At 43.1% G+C, this 12,016-nt stretch carries 10 protein-coding genes and 1 tRNA gene; 7 read left to right on the top strand and 4 right to left on the bottom strand.

Annotated features, from left to right (window positions below):
- Positions 1-79 precede the first annotated feature (79 nt).
- Positions 80-616 (bottom strand): hypothetical protein, encoded by a 537-nt coding sequence (locus tag ABJF11_RS15225; RefSeq protein WP_348120820.1) that lies wholly within the window; start codon positions 614-616, stop codon positions 80-82.
- A gap of 113 nt (positions 617-729) precedes the next feature.
- Positions 730-2,925 (bottom strand): catalase/peroxidase HPI, encoded by a 2,196-nt coding sequence (gene katG / locus ABJF11_RS15230; protein ID WP_348120823.1) that lies wholly within the window; start codon positions 2,923-2,925, stop codon positions 730-732.
- A 105-nt stretch (positions 2,926-3,030) separates the two neighbouring features.
- On the opposite strand from katG, the gene ABJF11_RS15235 reads away from it, so the two are divergent.
- Positions 3,031-3,960 (top strand): LysR substrate-binding domain-containing protein, encoded by a 930-nt coding sequence (locus ABJF11_RS15235; protein ID WP_348120824.1) that lies wholly within the window; start codon positions 3,031-3,033, stop codon positions 3,958-3,960.
- Between the two features lie 46 nt (positions 3,961-4,006).
- On the opposite strand, the gene ABJF11_RS15240 is transcribed toward ABJF11_RS15235, so the two are convergent.
- Together ABJF11_RS15240 and pdxH are read right to left on the bottom strand one after the other, a co-directional pair.
- Complete coding sequence (locus ABJF11_RS15240) at positions 4,007-5,248, bottom strand: glycosyltransferase family 2 protein (protein WP_348120825.1); 1,242 nt, start codon at positions 5,246-5,248, stop codon at positions 4,007-4,009.
- A gap of 9 nt (positions 5,249-5,257) precedes the next feature.
- The gene (gene pdxH, locus ABJF11_RS15245) at positions 5,258-5,905 is read right to left on the bottom strand and encodes a pyridoxamine 5'-phosphate oxidase (RefSeq protein WP_348120826.1); all 648 of its coding nucleotides are present in this window, start codon (positions 5,903-5,905) and stop codon (positions 5,258-5,260) included.
- Positions 5,906-6,019: 114 nt separating this feature from the next.
- On the opposite strand from pdxH, the gene ABJF11_RS15250 reads away from it, so the two are divergent.
- The 6 genes from ABJF11_RS15250 to ABJF11_RS15275 all read left to right on the top strand — a co-directional run bounded on the left by ABJF11_RS15250 (position 6,020) and on the right by ABJF11_RS15275 (position 11,701).
- The gene (locus tag ABJF11_RS15250) at positions 6,020-6,604 is read left to right on the top strand and encodes a tRNA-(ms[2]io[6]A)-hydroxylase (protein WP_348120828.1); all 585 of its coding nucleotides are present in this window, start codon (positions 6,020-6,022) and stop codon (positions 6,602-6,604) included.
- Positions 6,605-6,618: 14 nt separating this feature from the next.
- The gene (locus ABJF11_RS15255; RefSeq protein WP_348120829.1) at positions 6,619-7,197 is read left to right on the top strand and encodes a YqgE/AlgH family protein; all 579 of its coding nucleotides are present in this window, start codon (positions 6,619-6,621) and stop codon (positions 7,195-7,197) included.
- A 43-nt stretch (positions 7,198-7,240) separates the two neighbouring features.
- Entirely contained in the window at positions 7,241-9,484 is a 2,244-nt protein-coding gene (locus ABJF11_RS15260) for a DUF349 domain-containing protein (protein WP_348120831.1), read from the top strand.
- A 210-nt stretch (positions 9,485-9,694) separates the two neighbouring features.
- Positions 9,695-9,768, top strand: a tRNA-Thr gene (locus ABJF11_RS15265).
- 244 nt (positions 9,769-10,012) lie between these two features.
- Entirely contained in the window at positions 10,013-10,864 is an 852-nt protein-coding gene (locus ABJF11_RS15270; RefSeq protein WP_348120832.1) for a hypothetical protein, read from the top strand.
- Between the two features lie 294 nt (positions 10,865-11,158).
- Positions 11,159-11,701 (top strand): hypothetical protein, encoded by a 543-nt coding sequence (locus tag ABJF11_RS15275; RefSeq protein ID WP_348120833.1) that lies wholly within the window; start codon positions 11,159-11,161, stop codon positions 11,699-11,701.
- Positions 11,702-12,016 lie beyond the last annotated feature (315 nt).

Genomic DNA, 12,016 nt, shown 5'->3' on the forward strand with positions numbered 1-12,016 from the left:
TGGGTGACCTACCCAATTTCACGAATATAGAGCCAGTCATTCAGATTAGTGAAGTGATGTAGCGCCCAGCTATGATCTCTTAGTTGGAGTGGCTGTCATTGTTGAGGATACGCATAGCCAACGCTAGCGTATCACCAGTCAATTGGTCCTTTATTTTTTCGCATGATTCACACAAGGGCTCTCTTTTGATAGACGGTTGGCCCACAAGATATTGGTCACACTGCACTATTGTGACAGCCATTGGGTTTTGCTGATCATAGCTATAGGCTGCATAGAATGCTTTTTTGTATTGATTGTATTCATGTCGATTGATGGAAAGTGCCTGCATAGATTGAAAAAAATGCGACAAAGCAGGCTCGTCACCAGAGAAGTGTTTGCAGTCATTTGGATCCAAACTATCCATGGTAGAATTCGCGTACAACGCCCAAAGGCTCAATAATTCATCCCGTTTGGACTCCTCAGCTTTGTAAAACAGATCAGATCTAAATCTCGTCGAGATGATCATAACCCGGCCAGAAGTGACTGTTCGGATCAATGCTTTGAAGTCGGATATACATCCCTGCTCAAGGTAGAAACTCTGAGCACTCTTACCATATAAGGAGATCAGTTGGATCATGCATGCGAAGTCTATATAAAAAGGCAAAGAGCTTCAACAGAGGCTCCTTGCGCTTTATCACTTGAATATTCTGAGTCAATATCGGAACACTGACTCATAACCTAAAATTCTAATCAAGAAAGATCGAATCGATCCAGATTCACCACCTTGTCCCATGCGGCCACAAAGTCCTGCACGAACTTTTCATTGGCATCCGCACAAGCATATACTTCCGCCAGCGCTCTGAGTTCAGAATTGGAACCAAAAATCATATCTGCCCGTGTACCAGTCCATACTACGGCGCCTGTCTTACGGTCTCGTCCCTCGAATTCGTCCTGCTCCGCAGTGGTTCCCTTCCAGGTGATTCCCATGTCCAGTAAGTTGACAAAGAAATCGTTGGTCAAAGTACCAGCCTGGTTGGTAAATACTCCGTGAGAAGACTGATCCCAATTCGTCTCTAGTACCCGGAGGCCACCAATCAATACTGTCATTTCAGGTGCTGATAGTGTCAGCAACTGAGCTCTATCTACTAGCAATTCCTCCACAGAAGCAGCGAATTTGCTTTGCGCATAGTTTCTAAATCCATCAGCTGCAGGTTTGAGCGCGTGAAATGAATCCACATCGGTTTCCTCCTGCGAGGCATCACCTCTACCTGGTGTGAAGGGCACAGTCACAGCATGACCAGCTTTTTTAGCTGCCTGCTCTACTGCGGCACAGCCACCCAGTACGATCAAGTCAGCCATAGAAACCTGCTTATTAAATTCTTTCTGAATACCCTCGAGTGTGGCTAGCACCTTCGCCAGTTGAGTTGGATTGTTGACTTCCCAGTCCTTCTGAGGTGCCAATCGAATACGACCGCCATTAGCACCACCACGCTTGTCCGACCCTCGAAAGGTGGACGCAGAGGCCCATGCCGTCGATACCAAAGCTGATACAGAAAGTCCCGAGTCTAATATTTTAGTTTTTAATGTCGCGACATCCTGATCGGAAATAAGCGCATGAGTAACCTCCGGAATAGGATCTTGCCAAATCATGACTTCAGACGGCACCTCTGATCCTACATACAAAGTCCGGGGCCCCATATCTCGATGCGTGAGTTTAAACCATGCACGAGCAAAAGCATCGGCAAACTCCTTCGGATTCTCGTTGAATCTTCTGGAAATCGACTCGTAGATAGGGTCCATTTTTAGTGCCATATCCGCAGTAGTCATCATCAGAGGTTGAGTCTTGGACGCATCACCAGCAGCAGGCGCCATTCTGGCTTTGGATGCAGCAGTAGGTGTCCACTGATGCGCTCCTGCCGGGCTTTTGGTCAGTTCCCACTCATAATCAAACAAGACTTTGAAGTAGTCATCATCCCATTGAGTAGGATTTGGCGTCCATGCTCCTTCTATGCCACTGGTGATCGTATCATCTCCATGGCCGCTGCCATAGCTGTTTTTCCAGCCAAGCCCTTGCTCCTCAATCGTAGCTCCTGCTGGCTCTCTACCGACATATTTGTCAGGATCGGCTGCACCATGCGCTTTACCAAAAGTATGTCCTCCGGCTACGAGTGCGACAGTCTCCTCATCGTTCATGGCCATTCGGCCAAATGTCTCCCTGATATCAATGGCAGATTTTAGTGGATCGGGATTGCCATTGGGTCCTTCCGGATTGACATAAATGAGTCCCATCTGTACGGCACCCAGTGGATTCTCTAATTCGCGATCACCTGTATATCTCTTATCTCCTAGCCATTCTGACTCTGCACCCCAATATATATCTTCCTCAGGCTGCCATATATCTTCACGCCCTCCGGCAAATCCGAAAGTATCAAAACCCATAGATTCTAAAGCACAGTTGCCCGCCAGGATCATGAGATCCGCCCATGATATCTTCCTACCATACTTCTGCTTGACAGGCCAAAGCAGCAATCGTGCTTTGTCAAGATTGCCATTGTCCGGCCAACTATTGAGTGGTGCAAAACGCTGAGACCCTGATCCACCACCGCCTCTGCCATCAGAGATACGATAGGTCCCAGCACTATGCCAGGCCATCCGAATAAATAAAGGTCCGTAGTGACCGTAATCTGCAGGCCACCAGTCCTGTGAATCCGTCATTAGCTCATACAGATCCTTTTTCACAGCTTTCAGGTCAAGTTTTTGAAATTCTTTCGCATAGTTGAATTCTTCGTTCATTGGATTCGACACCGAGGTATGTTGTCGTAGAATATTCAACTTCAATTGATTGGGCCACCAATCATGATTCGTGGTACCGCTGCCAGCACTTTGTTTTAATTCTCCTCCGTGAAACGGGCACTTGCCTGCTCCACCATTATTGTTGTCTCCCATCTTGTTAGGTGTTTTTGTTTATACAATTGAATTTTAGATAAAGCTGAGTAAATATTTATTATTAATCAAATCAATAATTATTATAATTGTATAACTTATAATTATATGACTTTACAACAATTAGAGTATATCGTCGCACTAGACGAACACCGCCATTATGTAAGAGCATCCGAACACTGCTTTGTCTCGCAGCCCAACCTCACCATGCAGGTAAAAAAGCTGGAAGATGAAATAGGAGTTAGAATTTTTGATCGCGACAAAAAACCCCTCCAACCGACCGAAATTGGAAAAGAAGTGATTTTGCGAGCCAGACAGATCCTACGAGAGTCCAAGCAGCTCAAAGAGTTTGTAAATCACGAAAAAGAAACAATGGAAGGAGAATTTACCTTGGGTATTATCCCAACGTTGGCTCCCTACTTGCTCCCTCTGTTCCTTCCCATATTCATGAAGGAAAACCCGAAAGTGCACTTGAAAATACGTGAGTTACAAACCAGCCAGATCATTTCACAACTAGAAAATGGAATCATAGACATTGGACTATTGGTCACCCCGTTGAATGAAACGGCGATCCGGGAAATACCAGTCTTTTATGAACCATTCCTGCTTTATCTGCCGGCCAATCACCGATTTCTGAGTGAAAAATTTATGCTGGCCGACGAGTTGGACCCGAGTGAGGTGCTGGTGCTTGACGAAGGGCACTGCTTCAGAGAACAGGCCTTGGCCATATGCAAAGATGCCAAGCATGGTTCATCCATTGGTTTTGAATATCAAAGCGGCTCCATCGAAGCCCTAAAAAGCCTCGTGAAAAACGGGGTGGGTTATACTCTGGTGCCAGAACTATCGGTGATCAATGAGTCCGACTCGGTACACATTAGAAGGTTTTCCCAACCAGAACCTGTCCGCGAGGTGAGCCTGGTCGTACACAACAGCTACATCAATGCCTCAGTGGTAAATCGGCTAAAAGAAACGATTCAAAAGGTAATTCCAAATCAATTTTTGGAAAAACAATCAGTAGTTGAGTTTAAAAGAGATTAATTTTTGCAGCCTACGACCAAAATACGTCAAGCCAACAGGCCCCTATCTATTGGCTCCTATCAATAGCTCTCAATTCCGCCAGTTTTTGTTTCAAATCCCAGGAAGTAGAATCCTGACCCAGCTTATCGAATAACCAATCGGCGCCATCGGAGATAGGGATATTAGGATAGAACTCATCTCGAGCGTAATGCACAAACTTTAATGCTTTGAAACCATCAAACCACTGATAAAATCGCTTTTGGAAAGTCTCAGCTGTGTTAGATTGGCTTTTGAACTCTGCCACTCGGGCTTCGAATTCATCCCATGGGACGAACGCTTGAACTGCTGCCGTCAGGTTATTCCAAACTGAAGACACATTTGTAGCTAAATACAAAAGCTCTACTTGCTCAAATAGCCCCTTTAGGTCTTCGAACACCTTCGGGTCATAACTGAGCAGCTCAGACTTGTCTTCGTCCAGCCAGATACCAATCGCCCTGCCTGTACCGAAGGGTACACGATCGGACCGCCTCGGAGAAGGGATGATTTTAGTAGAATGAAGTGATTTAAAATTTCCCAAGGGAATAATTTTGTGTAGAAAGTAAAAGTCCTCTCCTGCCTTGCGGCGATTCATACCGCCTTGCTTTTGATAGGCTGATGAGCGTACGGCCATGCTCGAGCCAATGGTCTGATAAGCATAAGGAAATCCAGCATACTTCAACCCGTCTACATAGTAGCGAAGATGGAGTTCGTAGCTGAGTATACCAGCGTAAACCTCTGAAACCATGTCGCCCTCGAGTGGATGTTCGAAATGAATCGAGCAACCGGGCATCGCTGGATTATCTCTGAAAATCTTTTCTACTTCTACCAACAAATTAGAATCACAAGTACTGTCCGCATCGAAACACAGCAAGACCCCATCCTTCTGTGACGACTCAAAAATCCTCACGGCTTCGTCCATCCCAATCTTTCGGGCCAGACCCACGCCAGCATGTTTTTTTGGCAGCTCATTGTCCAGGATGAAATGATATTGATACTTTCTTGGCGCTTCCAGCAACCACTGCCTGGCAGCCGCCAGTGTCTGGACATTACGATTTTTGATCTCCCTCGCACTTGCTTCAGAGGCATTCAACACAACTATTATAAATATCTGACTATCAGGATATTGACAGGACTCAATGGCAGTAAGTGATGAAATCAAATCCGGCTCATTATGGCATGGAATGACCACGCAGATATCAGGCTGTCCATAATCCGATGGTTTCAGGAATTTGGTTGGATATGCATATCGCCGGAGATAGAGGTTTGACACGACTGATCCTTAGGGAGCAAAACGTTTGATTACCCACTTTCCATCGACCAGATCGTAGATGATGCGATCGTGCAGACGACTGGGACGACCTTGCCAAAACTCGATTTGAACCGGAGTGAGTAAGTAACCACCCCAAAATTCTGGTCTTGGGATTTCAATCTGTCCTTCAAATTTTTGTTTGATCTCCTCTACTCTCTCTTCCAGAAATTCACGGTTGGGAATCTCCTGGCTTTGTGGTGAAGCCCAAGCCCCAATTCTACTTCCAAGCGGTCGCTCCTTGAAGTACTCATCGGAGATGATCGGATCGACCTTGCTGATCGAACCTTTGATCCGCACCTGTCGCTCTTGAGATCGCCAGTGAAAAGTCATAGACGCATACGGATGTTTTTCTAGCTGCTGAGCCTTGTGGCTGCTGTAATTGGTGTAGAAGGTAAAACCATCTTCAGCGTAGAATTTCAGCAGTACAATCCTGCCTTCAGGGATTTGGTCCTCGCCTAGCGTGGATAGTGTGAGTACGTTTGCTTCATCGCCGTCTGACTTCATGGCATCTTTAAACCACTTTTCAAACTGCATCATAGGATCCGCATGCACACTCTCCACTGTCAGAGCGTCCTTTCCGTAATCCTTTCTCATTCCAGGTAAAAATTCTTTAGCCATCCGTAATGTTAATATTTATCGTATGTGTTACAAATATCATTGAAATCATTAATTATGCATATATAATTCAAGTATTCAATCTAGAATAAAATCTTAATTTACTATCTTAAAAATATGCAGTTACGAGTTCCTCTATGCTACGACAGTTCACCCGAATGGGTTGACACCGTCATGAATGATTTCGATGCCTTCCTTCAAGACCACGCTGACTGCGAACGAAAAGCCTCGTCGATGGCGATGAGCTTTGTAGCCAAATTTCCGGATAGACTAGAAATCATACCTGAGCTGATCGATACGGCGGTAGAGGAGCTGGAGCATTTCAGATCGGTCTATGCTATCATGCAGGATCGAGGCATCAAACTCAATCACGAGATCAGAGAAGACAAGTATGTAAAACAGCTCATTCAAAGTTGCCGAAGCGGACGAGAAGAACGTTTTATGGACCGGCTGCTGCTGGCTTCTATCGTAGAAAATCGTGGAGCCGAACGCTTCCGACTGATTTATGAAAACCTATCCAAAGGGAGTCTAAAGGAGTTTTACCAGGAATTGTGGGCATCAGAGGCTAAGCATGGAGAAGTATTTGTAAAGATGGCATTGATCTATTTTGAAGAAAATAGTGTTTATAACCGACTAAAAGAAATGAATGAGATAGAGGGCAAAATCATGGAAGACATGCCGCTATCTCCAAGATTACATTAATTACAAAAAAGCCAATGGATTACTTTCATTCAAAACAGAAATTCGACCCTAAAAGAGGTGATGTCCTCATCTCAGAACCCTACTTGCCAGATCCCAATTTTGAACGGACGGTGGTATTGATCTGCGAACATGATGAAAATGGGACGTTTGGTTATGTATTGAATAAACCATCCAGCGCCCTCTTTGACGAGGTCATCGAACAGGTATCCAACTTCAAGGAAAAGCTGTTTATAGGAGGTCCTGTGCAGCAGGACACACTCCATTTTATACACCGTGCTCCTGATTTGATGGAGTCAGGAAATCATGTTGGTGGTGGCATCTATTGGGGTGGTGATTATGATAAGTTGTTATCCTTGATAGATATTGGAAAAATTGACCCTAGGGACTTTAGATTCTTTTTGGGTTATTCGGGATGGGCCGCTGGTCAGCTCGATGAAGAGTTGGCAGCTAAGTCCTGGATCGTTTGCAAGGGCCTCACTGCTGATCGGGTGTTCGACGTAGCAGAAGATCTACTATGGAAAGATGTACTCGAAAGCCTGGGTGGAAAATTCAAAATGTTCGCGAACTATCCAGCCGATCCCAATATGAACTAATGCGACAAAAAATGCATAAATTGCATAGAAGAGAAAAAGTTTTATGATTAACGAGAATGAGATGACTGGATCAACTGATGACAAATCAAAGAATCCGGGGGCTGTTCAGGAAAACCCTGAATTAACTAATGAGAATGAAAACACAATTGATTCCACCTCCGGATCTGACGAAAATGAAGTAACACCCGAGACTGCCCCTACTGCAGCAGCCGAGAGCGACAATCCTGAGGAGGAGATCTCCCAGGAAGAGGCGCCAGCTGCGGAAGTAAGCGAGGAGACAGACGCTCCAAAAGAGAGCGCAGCAAGTACGGAGGAATCATCAGGAGAAGCTGAAGTAGCCGAAACTGAAGAGACAGCGTCCCCAGATGCGGCTGAAGTCAGTGAAGTGGAAGCATCGACCACAGCACCTATCTCAAATCCGATTGACAAAGACGCCGGATCACCTGCCCAGGAAGTACCCGTCGAAGCAGCTAAGAGCGAAGAAGCATCTGGAAGCCCATCAGAAGCAGCCGTAGCGAATAAGGAAGACAAACAAGAAGATAAGAAGGAAAAGGAAGAGGAGCCTGATGAAGAAATCGACTATTCAACCTATACCAAAGAGGCGCTGACCTCTGCCCTGGCCGAAATATCAAATGATGAAAATGGCTATAAAAAAGGCAAAAAGATCAGCGACATCAAGAAGAGCTATGATCTCATCTTTCAAAAGGAAAGAGCCGAGGCCTTAGAGAAATTTGTGGCCGACGGAGGAGCTAAGGATGACTTCCAATACATGCTTGATGAATTTTCTATAAAATTTGAAGCTTACCACAAGATCTTACGCGAGAAAAGATCTAAGAATGCCAAAGAGCTTGAAAAGCAGAAAGAACGCAATCTTGAGTTGAAGAATGAGCTACTTGAGCGATTGAGGATATTCGTAGATGATGACGAGAATACAGCCAGTATTAATGCGCTGAAAAAAATGCAGGAGGAATGGAAATCCATCGGTCCTGTACATCATCAGCACAACCGTACGCTGTGGGCCAACTACAATGCGCTCATGGATCGCTACTATGATCATAGAAGCATTTATTTTGAGCTGAAAGAGCTGGATAGAAAAAAGAACCTCGAGGCCAAACAAGAACTTTGCAAGCAGGCTGAATCTCTGGACGCCTTAGAAAACCTAAATGAAGCCATCAAGAGATTGAATGAGCTGCATGACGAATACAAACACATTGGCCCTGTGCCAAAAGAAGCCCAGGAAGAAACCTGGCAACGTTTCAAGGCAGCCTCTGATGTGGTATACGCCAAGAGAAAAGACTATATCTCCCACCTGAAGGAGGAGCTTGGAGAGAACTATGATAAGAAAATCATCCTTGCGGACAAAATTGCAGAATATGCATCTTTCAAGTCTGACAGCATCGGTGAATGGAATACTAAAACCAAGGAACTTCTCGCTATTCAGAAAGAATGGGAATCCGTGGGTGCCATGCCAAAGGATCAGGCCAAAGCTGTCAACAAACGCTTTTGGGGAGACTTTAAAAGCTTCTTCCACAACAAGTCAGCATTCTTCAAAACGCTTGACTCTCAGCGTGGTGAGAACTTAAAACTAAAACAAGCGCTGGTCGATAAAGCGATAGAACTGCAAACCAGCGACGACTGGAACGAAACTACCAACGCTTACAAAGAGTTGCAGCGTGAGTGGAAGGAGATTGGGCCTGTCCCAGGCAAGGAACGCGAAAAGATCTATAAGAAATTCAAAGCTGCTTGTGATGCGTTTTTCGATCGCAAGCGAGGCCATTCCAAGGAATTGGAATCTTCATTCGATGGCAACCTTACCAAAAAGGAAGAAATCTGTACTTCACTGGAAGCTCTTATCGGTGCGGAGGATTTGCATCCCCAGCAGGTATATGAATTGCAAGATGCTTTTAATGCAATAGGCTTTGTGCCAAAAAAGGCTATCAAATCCATACAGAATAGATATCAGGAGGCGCTGCAAAACATCATAGCGAAAGCCAAAGACTTTGATGAAGAAGAACTGACAGAGCTGAAGTCGCTGGTCAGAATCAATAAAATGAAGTCTGGGCCGCATGGTGATCACAAGCTTCAACGCAAAGAACATTCGATCAAAAGAAAGATTCAGAACCTGGAGAAAGACGTATCGACCTGGAAAAATAACCTCGGCTTTTTCGCGAGTTCCAAAACAGCTACTGATATGCTAAAGGATTTCGAAGAAAAGATCAGAAAGGCAGAAGAGGAACTGATAGAGCTGAAAGAGGAATTGAAGCTGATCACCTATGCCGAACATTGATAATCAATGGCTTAGAAAAAACTTGCAAATTAATTTATTGAGTTGCTTGCAGGTGAAAAATTCTGCTTTACTTTTGCACACGCAAATGACCAGAAGGGTCAGCGAATAATAAGAAATTATTGCCTCCATAGCTCAGTTGCGGTTCGACGATTCGACCAGAGTAACTGACAAAGTAAAGCCTCGATAGTGAGGTAGGTTTTGAAAGTATTAGCCTCCATAGCTCAGTTGGCCAGAGCAACTGACTTGTAATCAGTAGGTCGTTGGTTCGAATCCGACTGGGGGCTCTTGTAAAGGTCTTGATTTTCATCAAGACCTTTTTTTATGTCTCTGCTTTGATAAATAATGCTTATTATACAGACCATGACCATCGCCTAACCTATATGAACATCAGTACTCGTACAGTCGATGCACAGGCCAACAATAGTCGATCTGTTACAAACTCTCTATCAATAAGATCGAACAGCACCGAACCCACATCTACTTAGCTACGCTGAGCCAGAAGGTATTCAGTCCTTGGGTTTGCAAAATTTGGCTAATAATAGTCGACAGGTCAATCAATTAATGGCTTATGAAAATATGGCCTCTCGCAGGCCTGATATGTCACAAGCCACTCCCCCATTGAGAACATACAACAATAGTGAAAATGCTGTTGTGCAACGGGTCGGTGATCCTCCATACAAGCGAGAAATTAGACTACAAACTCAATATGTTAAGATTGCTCTCAGGCATGATGTAAATGCAAGTGTTGGCGCAGATGGTATAGACGGATACAAAATATGGAGTATATCCGCTACTGGAAGGCCGCCAGTATTTCAGGACGGAGAACAAATGAAAAATCAAGGGCAGCATAAAGTGGCATGGAGAGCCATTTGGGCAGTTCTAGATCTATTGCTAGATCAGAGTTTGGCTAATGCAACTACGATTTTGAATCAAATAATTCAAAATAGTGCGGTACCAATAGTACAGGAAGATGTAGTTATTACTCCTGTCGGTGTAGAAGCCAATGGACATCCCACAAAATCACCACAGGTTGCTGACGAATTACTCACTCTTGCACACATATATTTATGCTCAAAACAACGCGACAATCCAAGTTGGGAATCTGATGACCCTGATCAGCTCAAAGGCAAGGGAGAGGTTGCATTGAAAAACCCTCTTAGTATTTGGCAAGATGAAGATTCAAGTGATGCAGAAATCATGAGCTTGTTTAGCCCAGGACCAATGGAAGTAAAAATGTCCAGACTTCTAGATACAACTGATAGGTCTGATGACGAGAAAGATGAAGCAAGAGATAGGGCAGCTACTGAGCTATTGACACACAATCCAGCCGCATTTGCAAAGTACAAGAATGTGATTCTTCAGTGGCTCGCGACAAAATAAGTGGAATTAATTCCTACATAATAGAGTATATCTTAGGACTTTCTGATTATCAGTCAGGTTTTTTTCTTTGTAACCATTTAATTATCAAAGCTTTATAATTTTAAAGTCTAATATAGGCCTAGAAATGAATATCTGATAGTTACGTTTCACATTTTCCAATAACACTCGCATATATCAAAATTTAGACTTAATATAATTTATAAAATAACAAGGATTAATTACACATATTTCCATATTTAGGCAAATAATTGTACAATTGTACATTTACCTATACTTGTGCAAAACATTAAACCCATGAAGTCATTAGATTTAAATAATTGGTTACGATATTATCTAACAGGCGCAGCACTAATTGGCGTAACATTTATTCGAATAATATCGCAGAAGAATTGTGAACCAATTTTGACATTTCCAACATTGGAATTAACCGAAAAAATATTTGCACTAATAAGTGTTCCATTAATAATCGGTAGTCTAATTTATATTATTAATAGAGCAATATTCTTTCCTATTATCTATCGAATATTATTAGTAATTGTCTTATTATTTATTAAAAGAAGTGCGTTAAGTAGGGATATGATTATTCCATATGTACCCTCAAGTTTTGAAATTAATAAGGACAAAAAAAGATGGAGAAAAGGAGATATCCATCTGTCAGAATGGGGTGCTCAAATACACTTTCTATATAGCTTTTCAGTGGGGCTACTATTCTTAATATGGACTAATAAAATAATGTTGATGCAAGAATCAACATACATTAGTTACGCATTTTGGATAATCTTTGCTTCTGCTATTATACATCATTTAAGATATTTGATATTTACGGAAAAGGAATAAGATTTTTGCATAACAGCTCACCTGAATAAATGAGTTTCTATCACTTACGAAACTTTCGTGGCACTTGAGTTTTTTTTTTAAAAAAAAAAAGTTAAAATTAAACAACGGGATATTACTCATTTATAGAGGAAAAAAAGTATACATATTTGGAGGAGAATCGTTAATCCACCCGATATCCTTCAAATTCCTGCTTTTTGAGTCCCGTGGTACCTACTACAGATTTAAGCTTTCTGATAAGTAGATCTACTCCATTAATTCTGACTTTTCTGAAGACATCGAAGGAGAGTAATTTTTGAACGTCGAAATTAAATTTCC

It is taken from the genome of Reichenbachiella sp. (assembly GCF_039941815.1).
GTDB lineage: Bacteria > Bacteroidota > Bacteroidia > Cytophagales > Cyclobacteriaceae > Reichenbachiella.

What these genes read in the sequence shown, in the direction of transcription:
- ABJF11_RS15225 (WP_348120820.1), bottom strand. Translation starts at nt 616, where the DNA reads ATGATCCAACTGATCTCCTTATATGGTAAGAGTGCTCAGAGTTTCTAC.
- pdxH (WP_348120826.1), bottom strand. Translation starts at nt 5,905, where the DNA reads ATGGCTAAAGAATTTTTACCTGGAATGAGAAAGGATTACGGAAAGGAC.
- ABJF11_RS15255 (WP_348120829.1), top strand. Translation starts at nt 6,619, where the DNA reads ATGGATTACTTTCATTCAAAACAGAAATTCGACCCTAAAAGAGGTGAT.
- ABJF11_RS15260 (WP_348120831.1), top strand. Translation starts at nt 7,241, where the DNA reads ATGATTAACGAGAATGAGATGACTGGATCAACTGATGACAAATCAAAG.
- katG (WP_348120823.1), bottom strand. Translation starts at nt 2,925, where the DNA reads ATGGGAGACAACAATAATGGTGGAGCAGGCAAGTGCCCGTTTCACGGA.
- ABJF11_RS15235 (WP_348120824.1), top strand. Translation starts at nt 3,031, where the DNA reads ATGACTTTACAACAATTAGAGTATATCGTCGCACTAGACGAACACCGC.
- ABJF11_RS15275 (WP_348120833.1), top strand. Translation starts at nt 11,159, where the DNA reads ATGAAGTCATTAGATTTAAATAATTGGTTACGATATTATCTAACAGGC.
- ABJF11_RS15250 (WP_348120828.1), top strand. Translation starts at nt 6,020, where the DNA reads ATGCAGTTACGAGTTCCTCTATGCTACGACAGTTCACCCGAATGGGTT.